This window comes from Stutzerimonas azotifigens DSM 17556, assembly GCF_000425625.1.
Taxonomy (GTDB): domain Bacteria; phylum Pseudomonadota; class Gammaproteobacteria; order Pseudomonadales; family Pseudomonadaceae; genus Stutzerimonas; species Stutzerimonas azotifigens.
Genome location: NZ_KE384417.1, coordinates 48,843 through 64,423 on the forward strand (window position 1 = coordinate 48,843; position 15,581 = coordinate 64,423).

The 15,581-nt window shown below is 67.1% G+C and carries 15 protein-coding genes; 5 read left to right on the plus strand and 10 right to left on the minus strand.

Annotated elements, in window-relative coordinates; genetic code table 11:
• Positions 1-215: 215 nt before the first annotated feature.
• Together H610_RS0119480 and H610_RS0119485 are read left to right on the plus strand one after the other, a co-directional pair.
• Positions 216-785: a flavin reductase family protein gene (locus H610_RS0119480; protein ID WP_028241218.1), complete on the plus strand. Its 570-nt coding sequence runs from the start codon at positions 216-218 to the stop codon at positions 783-785.
• Positions 786-818: 33 nt separating this feature from the next.
• Entirely contained in the window at positions 819-1,208 is a 390-nt protein-coding gene (locus H610_RS0119485) for an ester cyclase (RefSeq protein WP_028241219.1), read from the plus strand.
• Between the two features lie 59 nt (positions 1,209-1,267).
• Here the strand turns inward: H610_RS0119485 and H610_RS0119490 are convergent, their stop codons facing one another.
• The 4 genes from H610_RS0119490 to H610_RS0119505 all read right to left on the minus strand — a co-directional run bounded on the left by H610_RS0119490 (position 1,268) and on the right by H610_RS0119505 (position 4,063).
• Complete coding sequence (locus H610_RS0119490; RefSeq protein ID WP_028241220.1) at positions 1,268-2,563, minus strand: PQQ-dependent sugar dehydrogenase; 1,296 nt, start codon at positions 2,561-2,563, stop codon at positions 1,268-1,270.
• Positions 2,560-2,988 carry a DUF2231 domain-containing protein gene (locus H610_RS0119495; protein ID WP_028241221.1) on the minus strand — a complete coding sequence of 143 codons (429 nt, stop codon included), beginning with the start codon at positions 2,986-2,988 and terminating at the stop codon, positions 2,560-2,562. The genes H610_RS0119490 and H610_RS0119495 overlap by 4 nt, the downstream gene beginning before the upstream one ends.
• A 267-nt stretch (positions 2,989-3,255) precedes the next feature.
• Positions 3,256-3,606: a hypothetical protein gene (locus H610_RS0119500; protein WP_330216853.1), complete on the minus strand. Its 351-nt coding sequence runs from the start codon at positions 3,604-3,606 to the stop codon at positions 3,256-3,258.
• A 58-nt stretch (positions 3,607-3,664) separates the two neighbouring features.
• Entirely contained in the window at positions 3,665-4,063 is a 399-nt protein-coding gene (locus tag H610_RS0119505) for a GFA family protein (RefSeq protein ID WP_028241223.1), read from the minus strand.
• A 185-nt stretch (positions 4,064-4,248) separates the two neighbouring features.
• Between H610_RS0119505 and bla the strand changes: the two genes are divergently transcribed.
• Positions 4,249-5,148: a class A beta-lactamase gene (gene bla, locus H610_RS0119510; protein ID WP_028241224.1), complete on the plus strand. Its 900-nt coding sequence runs from the start codon at positions 4,249-4,251 to the stop codon at positions 5,146-5,148.
• Positions 5,149-5,508: 360 nt separating this feature from the next.
• Here the strand turns inward: bla and ccoG are convergent, their stop codons facing one another.
• On the minus strand, positions 5,509-6,921 hold the full coding sequence (gene ccoG, locus H610_RS0119515) for a cytochrome c oxidase accessory protein CcoG (protein WP_028241225.1): 1,413 nt from the start codon (positions 6,919-6,921) through the stop codon (positions 5,509-5,511).
• Between the two features lie 344 nt (positions 6,922-7,265).
• Between ccoG and H610_RS0119520 the strand changes: the two genes are divergently transcribed.
• Positions 7,266-8,180 carry a DMT family transporter gene (locus H610_RS0119520; protein WP_028241226.1) on the plus strand — a complete coding sequence of 305 codons (915 nt, stop codon included), beginning with the start codon at positions 7,266-7,268 and terminating at the stop codon, positions 8,178-8,180.
• Positions 8,181-8,524: 344 nt separating this feature from the next.
• Positions 8,525-9,478: a TAXI family TRAP transporter solute-binding subunit gene (locus H610_RS0119525; protein WP_028241227.1), complete on the plus strand. Its 954-nt coding sequence runs from the start codon at positions 8,525-8,527 to the stop codon at positions 9,476-9,478.
• Positions 9,479-9,712: 234 nt separating this feature from the next.
• Here H610_RS0119525 and H610_RS0119530 read toward each other — a convergent pair whose 3' ends face one another.
• The 5 genes from H610_RS0119530 to H610_RS0119550 are packed head-to-tail and all read right to left on the minus strand — an operon-like array spanning position 9,713 to position 15,557.
• On the minus strand, positions 9,713-10,642 hold the full coding sequence (locus H610_RS0119530; RefSeq protein WP_028241228.1) for an SMP-30/gluconolactonase/LRE family protein: 930 nt from the start codon (positions 10,640-10,642) through the stop codon (positions 9,713-9,715).
• On the minus strand, positions 10,639-11,472 hold the full coding sequence (locus H610_RS0119535) for a citryl-CoA lyase (protein WP_028241229.1): 834 nt from the start codon (positions 11,470-11,472) through the stop codon (positions 10,639-10,641). Before H610_RS0119535 ends, H610_RS0119530 begins: the two co-directional genes overlap by 4 nt.
• The gene (locus H610_RS0119540) at positions 11,469-12,668 is read right to left on the minus strand and encodes a CaiB/BaiF CoA transferase family protein (protein ID WP_028241230.1); all 1,200 of its coding nucleotides are present in this window, start codon (positions 12,666-12,668) and stop codon (positions 11,469-11,471) included. The genes H610_RS0119535 and H610_RS0119540 overlap by 4 nt, the downstream gene beginning before the upstream one ends.
• Positions 12,649-14,568, minus strand: a complete 1,920-nt coding sequence (locus H610_RS0119545) for a TRAP transporter permease (RefSeq protein WP_084166510.1) — start codon at positions 14,566-14,568, stop codon at positions 12,649-12,651. The genes H610_RS0119540 and H610_RS0119545 overlap by 20 nt, the downstream gene beginning before the upstream one ends.
• Positions 14,565-15,557: a TAXI family TRAP transporter solute-binding subunit gene (locus H610_RS0119550; RefSeq protein WP_028241232.1), complete on the minus strand. Its 993-nt coding sequence runs from the start codon at positions 15,555-15,557 to the stop codon at positions 14,565-14,567. The genes H610_RS0119545 and H610_RS0119550 overlap by 4 nt, the downstream gene beginning before the upstream one ends.
• Positions 15,558-15,581 lie beyond the last annotated feature (24 nt).

Below are 15,581 nucleotides of genomic sequence, written 5' to 3' on the forward strand. Positions count from 1 at the left end.
CCCGTTCGCGGCCAGGGCCGCTCCTACAGGAGCCGTGCAAAGACCCTGGCCGGCAAATAATCGCCGCGAGGGCGCGCCTCCCACAGGCAAGGCATTCGCCCGTAGGGTGGATAACCGCGCAGCGTTATCCGCCGGCCACTCCATCGTCTCGGCTGAACCCTGCCGGACGACGCGGTCCGAATCATGGAACCACCCGCTCCCCCATGAGGCCCGCCATGACCCGCCCGATCGCCAAGCAGGACTTCCCCGTCCACCAGGTGCGCCGCTACCTCGAACCCGGCCCCATCGTGCTCATCACCTCCTGCCACGCCGGCCAGCGCAACGTCATGACCCTCGGCTGGCAGACCGTCATGGAGTTCTCGCCGTCGCTGGTCGGCTGCATGATCTCCGCCGGCAACCACAGCTTCGAACTCATCCGCCAGAGCGGCGAATGCGTGATCAATCTGCCCACCCTGCCGCTGCTGGACACCATGGTGCGGATCGGCAACTGTTCCGGCGCCGAGGTCGACAAGTTCGAAGCCTTCGGCCTCGCCACCACCAGGGCCGAATGCGTCGCCGCCCCGCTGCTGGAACAGTGCCACGCCAGCTTCGAATGCCGGCTGCACGACGATGCGCTGGTGGATCGGTACAACTTCTTCATCTTCGAAGTGGTGAAGGCGCATGTCGCGCCCGAGCCGGCGCATCCGCAGACGCTGCACTACACCGGGAACGGGGTGTTCGTGGTGGCGGGAGACCGGGTGGCGGACAGGCGCGAATTGTTTCGTCCGGAATTGCTGGATGATTAGAAGACCACCCTTGCATAACGACAGGCCCAGCCCATGAACAAAACCGACCTTGCCGAGCACTATCGCGGCTACATCGCCTGCCTGAACGAGCAGGACTGGCCCAGGCTCGGAACCTTCGTCCACGACGAGGTGCACTACAACGGCCAGCACGTCGGCCTGGCCGGCTATCGCACCATGCTGGAGAACGACATCAGGGCGATACCGGACCTTCGCTTCGACGTGCAGCAGTTGATCGTCGACCCGCCGCAGGTGGCGTGCCGGCTGCAGTTCGACTGCACGCCCAGCGGCATCCTGTTCGACCTGCCAGTGAACGGCCGGCGCGTCCGCTTCGGCGAGAACGTGTTCTACGGGTTCAGCGACGGGCGCATCCGGGAGGTCTGGTCCGTGATCGACAAGGCCGCGATCGCAGCGCAGCTCGGTTAGCCAGGTCGCTCGACCCGGCAAGTCGACGATCCTGCGGCCGCCGACTTGCCGGGGGACCGTCACGGCGTGCGGGTCACTCGCCACACGGTATTCGACAGGTCGTCGGCGACGATCAGGGCGCCGCGCGGGTCGACCGTAACACCGACCGGCCGGCCGCGGGTCTTGCCGTCTTCCGTGCGAAAGCCGGTCATGAAATCGACCGGCTGCCCCGAGGGGCGGCCGTTGCTGAACGGCACGAAGATCACCCGATAGCCGACCGGCTCCTTGCGGTTCCAGCTGCCGTGCTCACCAACGAACACGCCGTCGGCGAACTGCTCGCCCATGGGCGGCTCGGAGAAATCCAGGCCGAGGGCGGCGACGTGCGATCCGAGGGCGTAATCCGGCACGATCGCCGCGGCGACCTTGTCCGGGTCCTGCGGCCGCACTCGCGGGTCGACGTTCTGCCCCCAGTAGCTGTAGGGCCAGCCATAGAAGCCGCCTTCGCGCACCGAGGTGAGGTAGTCAGGCACCAGGTCCTCGCCGAACTCGTCGCGCTCGTTCACCACCGCCCACAGCTGCCCGGTCCCTGGCTGGATCGTCAGCGCGGTGGGGTTGCGCAGGCCGGTGGCATAGGGCTTGTGGGCGCCCGTCTCGGCGTCGATCTGCCAGACCAGGGCGCGGTCGACTTCGGCCTCCATCCCGCGCTCGGTGATGTTGCTGTTGGAGCCGATACCGACGTAAAGGAAGCGCCCGTCGGGGCTGATGGTCAGCGCCTTGGTCCAGTGGTGGTTGATCTCGGAGGGAAGGTCGGTGACCTTTTCCGGCGGCCCGCTGGCCTCGGTCTGGCCCTCCTGGTAATCGAAGCGCACCAGCGCATCCTGGTTGGCCACGTAGAGATTGCCCTCGTGCAGCGCCAACCCGTAGGGCGCGTCGAGGTTGTCGGCGAACACGGTCTTGAGCTCGTAGGTGCCGTCGCCATCGGCATCGCGCAGCAGGGTCAGGCGATTGCCGCTTTCCACCGGGGTGGTGCCCTTCGCCTTGATGTAGCCGGCGATCACGTCCTTCGGCTTGAGCTTCGGTGCGTTGCCGCCCCGGCCCTCGGCCACCAGGATGTCGCCATTGGGCAGTACCAGCGTCTGCCGCGGGATCTTCAGGTCGGTGGCGATAGCCGTCACGGTGAAGCCCTGCGGGACCGTCGGCTTCTCGTCGCCCCAGGGCGCCGGCTCGGCGATCGTCATGCTCGGCAACAGCCCCCGCTCGGGTTCGACGAGCCTGGGATCGGGGCCGTACTGCTGGGCGCTATCCTGCCCCCCGCCGCCGCATGCGGCGAGAAACAGCGCCAGGGTCAGGGCAGTCGGTGCGCTGGAATGTCTCATGCCGCACCTCCCGCATGCCGGTGAGTGATGCCGACCCCGGTCGCCACGCAGGCCAGCACGGTGACGATCACCGACAGGACCAGCCCGGCCGGCATGGTGGCCCAGGCATCCTTGGCGTGCTCGAGGGCATTGATGAAACCCAGCACCCAGGTCGCCAGCAGCAGCAGGACGTAGAGCAAGGGCCGCCCCGTCTTCCGGTCGGCCCGGATCAGCCCGACCAGCGCGCACAGCAGGGCCAGGCCACAGGACACCAGCCCCCCGGCGATCAGCCAGGATGAGAAATTGCTCCACTGGATCTGGTAGCTGCGGAAGTAGGCGATATCGCTCAGCAAGGCGCCGAGAAACAGGGGAACGGTCCCGGCGAGCAGGGTCGCATGCAGCGGGTTCGGCATGCTTCGGTACGTGCGGTGGGTGGTTGCGGTCACGGAGGCCTCCTCGTCGCTCGGCGGCCTGACGCGCTGCCATTGCAGATGCGTGGCCGCCGGGCTCGCGCTGAATGTGCCTAAAAGAGGATCGTGCCGCTGGGGTGTTAGTTCACTTCGATTTGGCAGCCCATCGCCATGGTAAAGACTGACCGGCTCGAGGCCGTGAACTTCGTGCGCAGGCCGCGACGAACAAACAGGCCATCAGCCAATTGCAAAGAGATGGACCGCAAAAGATGTCGTTATCGCCGCACGATAATAAGTAACGAGTTAGCGAGTCGCGCCTGAGCGAGCACTGACAAAACCGCGAATGCGAGAGCCAAGATAGGCCCCGAACAGAAACAGCAACGACCACGCCGACAAGAACAAAAGCCCAACCAGGATTAAAGGATCCAGAGGCAAGAACACAAGCTGGTACAGGACCTGCCCCAGGATCGCACCGACATAGAGCGCCCAGAGTGGCCCCGTTGCGATAAGGCCCGAGAGAAGTCCGCCAAGCACCATGGCGCCGCAGTAGTAGAGACCGCCTGCATCCCAGGGTTCTGGCTGGCCGGTCATTACAGGTGACACGGCCCAGATCACGGCACCGGCCAGTGCCGCGATCAGAATGGAACGGATCACCGGAGCCTTCATGGCCACCTAACGCCCGGCGGCAAGACGCTGTCCAGCCTGTTGGAATTCAATGCCGATCCGCCGGATGGTTGACCCCGTCGCTGGTGGGAATATCGGCAATGGCAAACGGGTCGACGCCCTCGAGACAGCCCACGTTGTAACCATATTCGTTGGGGTTGGAGCGGCGCTGGTGATGCGTGTAGATGCCGCAGTTCGAACAGAAGTAGTGCTTCGCGGTAAAGGTGTTGAACTGGTAGAGCTTCAGATGTTCGGCCCCCTGCAGAATGCGGATGCCGCTCAAGGGCACGGAGGCGACAACCGCGCCTTTGCGTCGACATATGGAGCAATTGCAGCGGCGTGGATCCACCACGCCGTCGGGCAGGCTCAGCTCCAGCACCACCGAGCCGCAATGGCATGAGGCCCTGTGCTTGGGCTGTATCTGGACTCCGCCGATTTCCTTGAGCACGAAGGTCTCTCCTATTAGGGTTCAACCACTATCCACAAAAAGGGAACAGAGTATTCGCGTTCCGCCGTCGCGCAATGTATCGCCCAAGCGGCTGGCGGCCAACCATTCGGATCGCCCCGCGTTCGAACATCGTTTGTCCATACCGCTGCGCTGCACGATAGTTGGCCTCATACGGAGGAATACCGATGCTTTCCCGACGCGCATTCACCACAACGGTGCTGGCCACGTCCCTGGCGGGGCTGACGGGCATCCGCTTCGCGGCGGCCGATTCGCAAGGCCGTATCGAGGCCTTCGAACGGCGCCTGGCGCGCATCGAGGCGGAGGTTTGCGGGCGCCTCGGCGTGGCGCTGCTGGATACGGACGACGGCCTGCGGGCCGGCCGGCGCCAGGACGAGCGCTTCCCGCTGTGCAGCACCTTCAAGTTCCTCGCCGCCGCCGCGCTGCTGGCCCGGCAGGACCGCGGCGAGCTGAGCCTCGCGCAGCGGGTGGTGTTCGGCGAAGCCGACCTGGTCGAATATTCGCCGGTGACCGGCGCGCGCACTGGCGGCGAGGGCATGACCCTGGCGGAGATTTGCGAGGCGGCGGTCACCCGCAGCGACAACACCGCCGGCAACCTGATGCTCGCCCACCTCGGCGGGCCGCAAGGACTGACCGCCTTCGCCCGCGGCCTGGGCGACCGGCAGACGCGGCTGGACCGGCTCGAGACCGAGCTGAACGAGGCGTTGCCCGGCGATCCGCGTGACACCACCACGCCGGCGGCGATGCTCGCCGACATGCGCGAGCTGCTGCTGGGCACGCACCTCTCGCCCGCCTCGCGCGAGCAGTTGCAGGCCTGGCTGATCGCCAACCGGACCGGCGACGCGCGGCTGCGCGCCGGCGTGCCGAAGGACTGGCGCGCCGGCGACAAGACCGGCTCGGGCGAGCGCGGCACGGCCAATGACATCGCCATCTTCTGGCCGCCGACGCGCGGGCCTGTTCTGGTGGCCGTCTACCTCACCGGCAGCGCGGCGGACATGGACCGGCGCAACGCGGCCATCGTCCAGGTGGGGACGGCGCTGGCCGAGGTGAACGCGGCGGCCGGGTGAAGACCGATGGAAGCCTTTTGACTTGCAGGCAGGCCTGCGGCCCGCATCGCCGCGGGGGCGCGCCTCCCACCGGGTCCGGTCGGCGACGCGGCTTTTGTGGCAGGCCCGACCCTGCAGCGAAGCGATGATGACTCGGGCAGGCCTGCGGCCTGCATCGCCGCGGGGGCGCGCCTCCACGGGGCCCGGTCGGCGACGCGGCTTTTGTGGCAGGCCCGACCTTGCGCGAAGCGATGACGACTCGGGCAGGCCCGCGGCCTACGTCGCCGCGGGGGCGCGCCTCCCACAGCGACGCGGCTTTTGTGGGAGGCCCGACCTCGGGGCGATGCTGCCTGGGTGACCGACACCGCCGCCGGAGCCGGCCTACCGGGTCGCCGGCGCGACGAAGGTGCTGGCGGTGACGACGCGGCTGGCCGGATCGGCGCGGTCGCTGACGACGAAGCCGAGGTCGCGGCGCGAGGCCGGCGCGCCCTCGTCCACCAGCGCGACGCTCAGCGGCACGTCGGCGATCTCGCCCGGGGCCAGGGCAAGGCGGCTCGGGCCGTGCAGCTCGAAAGGCCCGTCGGTGAGCGCGAGCCGGTACTCGCGCGGCTGCTGGGTCTTGTTGATGACCTTGAGGCTGTACATGTTCTCGATCTGGCCGGCGCTGTTTTCGCGGAACAGGGTGCGATCGCGGGTAACGTCCAGCGAGACCAGCGGCCGCGCCTGCAGCGCCCAGGCGAAGGTTCCGACCATCAGCGCCAGCATGGCCGCATAGCCCACCAGGCGCGGCCGCAGCAGCCGCGTACGGCCGCCCTGCAGCGTGCGCTCGGAGGTGTAGCGGACCAGCCCGCGGGCGTAGCCCATCCTGTCCATCACGCTGTCGCAGGCGTCGACGCAGGCGCCGCAGCTGATGCAGTCCAGCTGCAGGCCGTCGCGGATGTCGATGCCGGTCGGGCAGACCTGCACGCACATCGTGCAGTCGATGCAGTCGCCCAGGCCCTGCGCGCGCGGATCGCTGTCCCTGCGGCGCGGACCGCGGCTTTCGCCACGTGCGGCGTCGTAGGACACCACCAGGGTGTCGGCATCGAACATCACGCTCTGGAAGCGCGAGTACGGGCACATGTGCAGGCACACCTGCTCGCGCAGCCAGCCGGCGTTGACGTAGGTGGCGGCGGTGAAGAAGAACAGCCAGAAGCCGGTCTGCAGGCCGAGCTGAAGGGTGAACAGCTCGCGCACCAGCTCGCGGATGGGCGTGAAGTAGCCGACGAAGGCCAGCGCCGTGGCCAGGCTGACGGCGAGCCAGAGCGCATGCTTGGCGCCACGGCGCAGCAGCTTGTGGAGCGTCCAGGGCGCGGCGTCCAGCTTGATGCGCTGCAGGCGGTCGCCCTCGGTGACCTTCTCGGCCCACATGAAGACCCAGGTCCAGGTGCTCTGCGGGCAGGCGTAGCCGCACCAGACGCGCCCGGCGAGCACGGTGACGAAGAACAGCCCGAAGGCGGCGATGATCAGCAGCGCCGAGAGCAGGATGAAATCCTGCGGCCAGAAGGTCGCGCCGAAGACGTGGAACTGCCGCCGGCCCAGGTCCCAGAGCACCGCCTGCCGGCCGTTCCAGTCCAGCCAGGCGGTACCGAAGAACAGCACGAAGAGCGCGCCGGCGCCGAGCAGCCGCAGGTTGCGGAACAGCCCGGTGAAAGTGCGCGTGTGAATCGGGCCGCCGAGCTGCGCCGGCGTCAGGCGGATGGGCCTGCCCGGGTCGACGGTTTCGATGATTCGCACGGGGATCTGGTCGGTCATGGCGTCGCCTCATGGGCCGTTTCGGACGCGCGCATGATCGGGCGTAGCAGCGAGACAAAACAGACTCAGGTCGAGCGGAAAAATACGGATCAGATGCCACCCACGAGGTCAGGTCCGCGAGCACGTAGGGTGGATGACGGCGCAGCCTCATCCACGCGTCCGGTGGGACCGACGCCGAACTCGCCGTGATCAGCGGGCACCACCGCGGCCCAGGGTGGAAAACGCTTCGCGGTTTTCCACCCTACGTCTGTGTGGGAGCGGCCCTGGCCGCGAACAGCGCCCCATCTTCACCAAGACGGCGGCAAGGCCGACAATGCCCGCCCCGCTCGCTCATGGAGCCTTCGATGGACACCCGCAAGCCGCTCGATCCGACCGCCGTCGGGCTGATGCTGATCCTCTGCCTGATCTGGAGCATGCAACAGATCGCGCTGAAGGCGACCGCGCCGGACTTCTCCCCGGTGCTGCAGATCGCCCTGCGCTCTGGCATCGGCGGATTGCTGGTCGCCGTGCTGATGCTGCTGCGGCGCGAGCGGCTGAGCGTGGCCGACGGCATCTGGCGAGCCGGCTGCCTGGCCGGCGGCTGCTTCACGCTGGAGTTCCTGCTGGTCGGCGAGGCGGTGCGGCACACCTCGGCCGGGCACGTGGTGGTGTTCCTCTACACCGCCCCGGTGTTCGCCGCCCTGGGCCTGCACTGGAAGCTGCCGAACGAGCGGCTCGCGCCCCTGCAGTGGCTCGGCGTGGCGCTGGCGTTCGCCGGCATCGCCGTGGCCTTCCTGCGCGGCGCAAAGGCCGACGGCGGCCTGTCCGGCGTGCTCTGGGGCGATTTCCTGGCCCTGCTCGGCGGCGTCGCCTGGGGTTCCACCACCGTACTGATCCGCGCCACCCGGCTGTCGTCGCTGCCGGCGACCCAGACGCTGCTCTACCAGCTGGGCACGGGCTTCGTCCTGCTGCTGCCGCTGGCCCTGCTCACCGGCCACACCACCTTCAACCCCACCCCGCTGGTCTGGCTGAGCCTGGGGTTCCAGTCGATCGTGGTGTGCTTCGCCAGCTTCCTGGTCTGGTTCGCCCTGTTGCGGCGCTACCTGGCCTCGCGGCTCGGGGTGCTGTCCTTTCTCACACCACTGTTCGGTGTCGTGCTCGGCGCCTGGCTGCTGGCCGAACCCATCGAGCCCGGCTTCGTCACCGGGGCGATCCTGGCCCTGGGCGGCATCGTGCTGGTCAGCGGGCACGGCTGGTTCGTGTCGCTGCTCAAGCGATAGTCCGGTCCAGGCGAGGCCGGCATCGCTGCAAGGGCCGTCCCAGACGCGAGCGCTCTTTTTCCACCGCTTCGCTGGAGGGCTTGCTCGGCCCACCGCTTCTGTTAGAGTCGGCAACGGCGCCTATGCGCCCTGGCTGAACAAGAAAGACAAGAGATGCGCCATCGACCGCCTCCTCTGCCAGCGCACACCCGCTCGCCCGATCATGCGTCCCTCGCGCCTGACCCGTGACGATCCGGATCCCCGCGCTGCCGTCTCTCCTTCTGCTTGCATGGGCATGCCCGGTTACCCCGAGGCCCTTCAAACGGACATTGCATACGCCAATAACAACAAATGGAGATGCATCAATGAAATTGACCAAACGCTTCGCTCTGCTCACTGCGGCAGCGGCCTTCACCGCCAGCACCGCCGCGGTCGCGGCGCCGACCTTCATCAACATCCTCACCGGGGGCACCAGCGGGGTCTACTACCCGATGGGCGTCGCCCTGTCGCAGGTCTACAGCAACGGCATCAGCGGTTCCAAGACCTCGGTCCAGGCGACCAAGGCCTCGGTGGAAAACCTCAACCTGCTGCAGGCCGGCCGCGGCGAACTGGCATTCGCACTCGGTGACTCGGTCGCCGACGCCTGGAACGGCGTGGCGGACGCCGGCTTCAAGGCACCGCTGAAGAAGCTGCGGGCGATCGCCGGCACCTATCCGAACTACATCCAGATCGTCGCCAGCAAGGAGTCGGGCATCAAGACGCTGGCCGACCTCAAGGGCAAGACCATCTCCGTCGGCGCGCCGAAGTCCGGCACCGAGCTGAACGCACGGGCCATCTTCGAAGCCGCCGGGCTGACCTACGACGACATGGGCAAGGTCGAATTCCTGCCGTTCGCCGAGTCGGTGGAACTGGTCAAGAACCGCCAGCTGGATGCCACCCTGCAGTCCTCGGGCCTGGGCATGGCCGCCATCCGCGACCTCGCCTCGACCATGCCGCTGAACTACGTGGAAGTGCCGGCCGACGTCGTGGCCAAGATCGGCAACCCCGCCTACCAGGCGGCCAAGATGCCCGCCGGCACCTACGACGGCCAGGAAACCGACGTGCCTACCGTGGCGATCACCAACATCCTGGTGACCCACGAGAACGTCTCCGACGAAGTCGCCTACCAGATGGCCAAGCTGCTGTTCGAAAACCTCAACCATCTGAAGAACGCCCACTCGGCAGCCAAGGACATCGTTCTGGAAAACGCCACCAAGAACCTGCCCATCCCGCTGCATCCGGGCGCCGAGCGCTACTACAAGGAAATCGGCGCGCTCTGACCGCCACCGGGAGCCGCTGCATCCGGCGGCTCCCTTTCCCGTAGCCTTGGCAGCGCGCCTGTCGGGCTACCGCAGCCCATCCGCGAACATCCCTTCCCCGCACGACACCCCGATGTACCGCTTCGGCACGGCCGAGCAAGGGCATCATCTGCACCTTCGCAAGCCTAGGCACGGTACCGGCCTTTCAGCATCCAGCCAGTCCGACGCCAGGGCGCATCCAGCGCCGGCGCGGGATCAGCTGTGCGAATACATCGGCCGCCCGGCCACCTCGAGGTCGGCAACCAGGATGGAGCCGGTGGACGAATCGGTGATGAACAGCTGCCTTGCGTCTTCACCGCCGAACGCCAGATTGGTCAGCGTGCGTCCCTCGGTGCAGGAGCGGATGCGGTAGAGCGGCACCGCATGGCGATCGAACACCCACACGCAGCCATTTCCAGCGTCGCAGACGAACAGATTGCCGGCGCTGTCCAGCGCCATTCCGTCCGCACCGCTGACGCCGCCCGCCATGGCGGTGAAGATGCCGACCTTCGAGGTGCTGCCATCGGCCTGCAGCGGCAGGCGCCAGACCGCATTGCCGCGGGTCATCGCAACCAGCAGGGCGCGTTCGTCCAGATCCATGACCAACCCGTTGGGGCTCGGCCCGTTGTCGATGAGGCAGTCGAGGCGCTGGCTGTCCGGCTCGTAGCGGAAAACGCGGCCGCTGGGATCATGCATCCCGGTCTGGCCCTGGTCGGTGAAGTACAGCCACCCCTCGCGATCGAAGAACAGGTCGTTCACGCCCTTGAACCCTTCGCTGCGGCGATGGGTGAGAAAAGGCGTGACCTCGCCCTTTTCCGGGTCGAGCAAAAGGATGCCGTGCTTGTAGTCGGCAACGAAGATTCGCCCGTCGCGATGGATCTTCAGCCCGTTCGGCCAGCCGTCGTACTCGACGACCAGGCTCCATTCGCCGCTGAGCGAGATACGGAAGATGCGCCCATAGGGGATGTCGGTGACGTAGAGATTGCCCGCCCGGTCGAACGAGGGGCCTTCCAGAAAACAGGGTACCGATTGCCCGGGCTTGTTTGCCCGGCCCCAGTCGGAATCGCCGTCCGGACGCCGCAGTTCGTCGGGCATGCGGGTGAACACACGCGTCGGCAGGTCCCTGGGCGGGGCGTACAGGCTCATGGCGTCTCCTTCAGCGAACGTGGCGGATGGCCGGAATAGGAGCCGATGAACTGGCGCGGTATCGGCCCCTTGTTGCGACCGCCCTGCTGGGTCTGTTCCCAGGCGTGGGCCAGGATGCCCACCGAGCGCGAGAGGCAGAACAGCCCGCGCGCGAGCGGCGGAGGAAAGCCGAGCTCGGCGTAGATCACCGCGGTCGCCCCATCGATGTTCATCGGGATGCGCTTGCCCTTGCGGGCCTCGAGGCAGGCCTCGACCGCCCGCCCGATCATGGCGAAACGTCCGTCGACGATCCCTTCGGTCGCCGCCCGGTCGACCAGCGCCAGCAGCGGCGCGGTGCGCGGGTCCACGGGATGGAAGCGATGTCCGAAGCCGGAAATGAACTTGCCATGCGCGTCGACGAAGGCATCCAGGGCCTGCTCCACCGCCTGCGCCATTGCCGTGCCGGCATCGACGCGCGAGGCGATATCCAGGTAGAGCTCGACGGCCTGCTCGCCAGCCCCCCCATGGACGTCGCCAAGAACGTTGACGGCCGATGCCATGGCGCTGTTCAGACCTACGCCGCAGGTGGTGGCCATGCGTGCGATGGCGATGCTCGGCGCCTGCGGACCATGATCCACCGCCGCCATCAGCGCCGCCTCGAGCAGGTCAGCCTGCCCGCGTGAAGGCAACTCGCCGCGCAACATCAGCCAGATCATCTGGGCGAACCCGACATTGCCGATCAGCTCTTCGACGGGATAGCCGCGGTAGCGGATCACGCCCGGCTGCATGTCGATGATCCGGGTTTCCCACCAGTCCTCGGCCAGCTGCCGGGATGGATCCTTGATACTCATACGGCACGCTCCTCATGCATACGCTCGATTTCCCCGGCGCTGTAGCCAAGCTCCGCCAGGATTTCGTCGGTGTGTTCCCCGAGCGCCGGCGGCGGCATCTCGACTGCCGGCGCCTGGCGATTGATCTTGACCCCGGTACGCAACAGGCTGACGGCCTTGCCGACACCGGGAACCCGGTCGAAGGTGCCGATCATGCCGCGCTCCCGAATCTGCGGATGCGCCAGCACTTCCGGCACGCGGTACACCGGGCCGCAGGGAACACCCGCCTCGTTCAGCAACGTCCACCACTGTTCCGTGGTGCGATGGGCGAGCGCTTCCTCGAGCAGGGCCGTGAGCGCGGCCCGGTGCTGCAGACGCGCCTGGCGCTTGGCGAACCGGGGGTCGTCGATCAGTGCCGGAACGCCGAGAACCCGGCATACCGCTTCGAACTGCTCCTGCTTGTTGGCCGCGATGTTGATCAGCCCGTCGGCGGTGCGGAAGGTCCCCGAGGGGCTGGCGGTAACGTTGTCGTTGCCCATCGGTTGCGGCTCGCGGCCAGCCACCAGATAGTTCGACACGGCCCAGCCCATGGTGGCCAGCGTCGCCTCCAGCATCGAGACGTCGATGAAGCAGCCTTCCTCCCGCGAGGCGTCGGCCAGCGCGCTGGCGATGGCGAAGGCGGCGGTGATGCCGCCGACCGTATCGGAAATTGGATAACCGACCCGATAAGGGGCGTTCTCCGGCGCCCCGGTGACGCTCATGACGCCCGACATGCCCTGGATGATCTGGTCGTACGCCGGCAGGTCGTGCAGGGGCCCGTCCTGGCCGAAACCGGAGATGGCGCAATAGACCAGGCGCGGGTTGATCTTGCGCAAGGCTTCGTAGCCGACGCCCAGCCGGTCCATGACGCCCGGCCGGAAGTTCTCCACCAGGACGTCGGCGCTCTGCACCAGGCGATGCAGCACCGCCCGGCCGGCCGCGCTCTTGAGGTTCAGGGTCAGCGAGCGCTTGCCCGGGTTCTGCGCGAGGAAGGAGACGCCCATCAGCTTCTCGTTGAGCTCCGGGTCCGCCCCCAGTTGGCGCGCCAGGTCTCCCGAGCCCGGCACCTCAACCTTGATGACGTCGGCCCCCATGTGCGCGAGCTGATGGCAGCAGAAGGGCCCGGCCAGCACATTGGTCAGATCCAGCACGCGAATCTCACGCAAAGGCTTGAACATTGCTTTTTCTCCAGTAGCGAAGGCCAAGTACGGCGACGATCACGGCTACGCCGGCGGTGGTCGGCCCCCATCCCGGCGCCAGCACCAGGGCACCGGCGGCCACCAGCACGATCCGCTCGATCACCGACAGGCGCTGGCAGAAGAAACCGATATGTCCAGCGGTGAGGCCGAAGGTGGCGATCATCAATGCCGCGATGAAAGCGAGCGTCGGCCACAGGGTTTCGGCGTTCAGCGTTTGCAGGTTGATTTCCGGGTGGTAGATCCAGGCGAACGGCAGGACGAAGGCCACGAGCGAAAGCCGCATGGCGTTGCCCGCGATCTTCATGCTGCTGGTCTTGGCGATGGCGGCCGCGGCGAATACGGCTAACGCGACCGGCGGCGTGATCGCCGAGAGCACGGCGAAGTAGAAGACGAACAGGTGCGTCTGCAGCAGGTCCACGCCAAGCTTGAGAATGGCCGGGCCGGCCACGTAGACCACCATCAGGTACGAAGCAGCGGTCGGCAGGCCCATCCCGAGCAGGATCGAGCAGGCCGCGGCGAGGATGAGCGCCAGCAACAGGCTGTGGCTGCCGAGGGCGATGATCATCTGGTTGAGCTTGATGCCCAGCCCGGTGCTGCTGACGGCCCCGATGACAATGCCGATCGCGGCACAGGAAATCAGCACCGCGAGGCCGTCGCGGCCGCCGTCGACCAGGAATCGGCCGCAGTCGGACAGGCTCATTCTGGTGCGCGGCAGCAGGTTGCCAACCACCATCACGACGGCCGCGGCGACCAGGCCGCAGTAGGTTGGCGCATACCCGGAAAAGAGCATGCCGATCAGGGTGCCGAAGCCGGCCAGCAAGGTGATGCACTCGCACAGCCGGCGGGCATCCATGGTCTCGCGACCCTGCCCCTCCAGCGGCTTGATGCCGAGCCGGGCAGCCTCCAGCGCCACGGCGGCGGACAGCGCGAACAGATAGAGGAAGGCCGGCACAACGGCGGCGAGCATGATCTTGGCATAGGGAATGCCGGTGATCTCCGCCATGATGAAGGCGCCGACCCCCATGATCGGCGGCATGATCTGCCCCGAGCACGAAGCCACCGCCTCCACTGCGCCCGCGAAGCTCGCCTTGAACCCGGAGCGCTGCATCATCGGGATGGTGAGCACGCCCGTAGCGACGACGTTGGCCGGCGCCGACCCGTTGACCGAGCCGAACAGCGCGGAACCGATGATCGAGGCCTGTGCCGGCCCCGAGCGCAACCGGCGGGTGGCCCGTAGCGCGACGAAGTTGAAGAAGTCGCCGGCGCCGGTCAGCCGCAGCGCAACGCCGAGGATGACGAACACCAGCACCACGTCCACCACCGCCCCGAGGGCGACGCCGAAGATGCCCTGGTAGCTGAAGGAGATCTCCAGCACCTCGTCCACTCCGAACGGACGGTGGCCGAGCAGCCCCGGCAGGTAGTTGCCGAACAAGAGATAGCCCAGCGCCGCACCCACGATGGCCAGCAGCACCCAGCCCTCGACCCGGCGCGACGCTTCCAGCACCGCCAGGGTGCCGAGCAGATAGCAGAACAGGTCCTGGTCGTTCGGCAGGCCTTCGCGCAGCGCGGCGATCTCGTTGTATTCGCGGAGGAGATAGACGCAGCTGAACAGGCTCATGGCGATGAACGCCAGGCTCAGCAGCGCATCCAGCCCGCCGCGACCGACTCGCGCTAGCGGCCCCGGCTTGAGACAGAACACGGCGATCAGGCCGAGCAGCAGGACCAGGCCGTACTGGACCTGCGCGGGAAACTTGCCCACTGCCGTGGTGTAGATGACGAACGCACTGGTCAGCGCGCACGCCAGCAACCCCGTCCCCCGCAGAAGCGGTTGCCAGGGCGCCTCGCCATCGGCAGCGCGCAGCAGAGGTGCAGCTTTCATTGGATCAGACCCTTCTCGCGGAAGTAGCGGGCGGCGCCGGGATGAAGGTCGGCAGAGAGCATCTGGGTAGCGTCGTCGATGTCCAGCAGCGCCAGTGCGCTGGTGGTCGAGCGGATTTCCTCGACGTGCTCCCACAGGCTCCTGGTGATCCGGTAGGCGGTTTCTTCATCCATGGTGTCGTTCACCACGAACATGAAGGGGAAGGTCCAGAAACGCACGTCGCCGTCGCTTTCGACCCGTCCTTCGTAAGCCGACTGGATGCGGCTGGCCGGCACCGTCTTCAGCGAGAAGTACTCGCCGCTGGTGACATCGCGCTTGAAATCCTCGAAGACGGCCGGGTCCGGCGATACGAAGCGCAGCTTCATGGTGCGCGAAGCGTTGTCCACCGCCGCCTGCGGCACGCTGCCCCAGACCATGGTGCCGTCCAGGCTGCCGTTGGCCATCTGGTCGAAGGCTTCGCTATAGGTGATGTACTGCGTGTCGACATCCTTGCCCGGCTCCAGTCCGGTCGCCTTCAGCAAGCCGGCGGTAACGCTCCCGGCCTGGCCTCCGGGGCGCCCGACCGCCAGGCTGCGCCCCTTGAAGTCGGCGAACGCCTTGATGCCGCTCTTTTCGGTGACGAGGTACTGGCCGGCGCTGGAGCGGATGGCGAACAGCGCCTTCATGTGCTTGTAGCGCTCGACGAGGCGATCCGGGTCTTCCGAGAACTGGCCCTGGCGAAGCGTTGCGTCCTTGAAGTGAGGCGAGCCGATCACCGCCACGTTCACCTTGTCCGTTGCCAGGAGCCGCAGGCCCTTGATGGTGCCGTTGTCCACCACGGTGAGCGATTCGCCTTTTTCCCGGGCACTGATGTTCGACCAGGCCACCGCCAGGGCGTAGTCGTCGGAGGTGGGAGATACGGCGCTGACGATCACTTCCTTCGCCGAGGCCTGTGCGGCCAGCACGGCCAGGGACAGGCACGAAGCGGACAGCAGCTGCTTGATATGCATGGGGACACCCTCTTGTTGTGTGAT

Bases quoted from the DNA above. Each gene is read 5' to 3' on its own strand.
- ccoG (WP_028241225.1), bottom strand. From the start codon at position 6,921: ATGACCGACCAGATCCCCGTGCGAATCATCGAAACCGTCGACCCGGGC.
- H610_RS0119535 (WP_028241229.1), bottom strand. From the start codon at position 11,472: ATGAGTATCAAGGATCCATCCCGGCAGCTGGCCGAGGACTGGTGGGAA.
- H610_RS0119490 (WP_028241220.1), bottom strand. From the start codon at position 2,563: ATGAGACATTCCAGCGCACCGACTGCCCTGACCCTGGCGCTGTTTCTC.
- H610_RS0119545 (WP_084166510.1), bottom strand. From the start codon at position 14,568: ATGAAAGCTGCACCTCTGCTGCGCGCTGCCGATGGCGAGGCGCCCTGG.
- H610_RS0119480 (WP_028241218.1), top strand. From the start codon at position 216: ATGACCCGCCCGATCGCCAAGCAGGACTTCCCCGTCCACCAGGTGCGC.
- H610_RS0119525 (WP_028241227.1), top strand. From the start codon at position 8,525: ATGAAATTGACCAAACGCTTCGCTCTGCTCACTGCGGCAGCGGCCTTC.
- H610_RS0119530 (WP_028241228.1), bottom strand. From the start codon at position 10,642: ATGAGCCTGTACGCCCCGCCCAGGGACCTGCCGACGCGTGTGTTCACC.
- H610_RS0119540 (WP_028241230.1), bottom strand. From the start codon at position 12,668: ATGTTCAAGCCTTTGCGTGAGATTCGCGTGCTGGATCTGACCAATGTG.
- H610_RS0119550 (WP_028241232.1), bottom strand. From the start codon at position 15,557: ATGCATATCAAGCAGCTGCTGTCCGCTTCGTGCCTGTCCCTGGCCGTG.
- H610_RS0119485 (WP_028241219.1), top strand. From the start codon at position 819: ATGAACAAAACCGACCTTGCCGAGCACTATCGCGGCTACATCGCCTGC.
- bla (WP_028241224.1), top strand. From the start codon at position 4,249: ATGCTTTCCCGACGCGCATTCACCACAACGGTGCTGGCCACGTCCCTG.
- H610_RS0119520 (WP_028241226.1), top strand. From the start codon at position 7,266: ATGGACACCCGCAAGCCGCTCGATCCGACCGCCGTCGGGCTGATGCTG.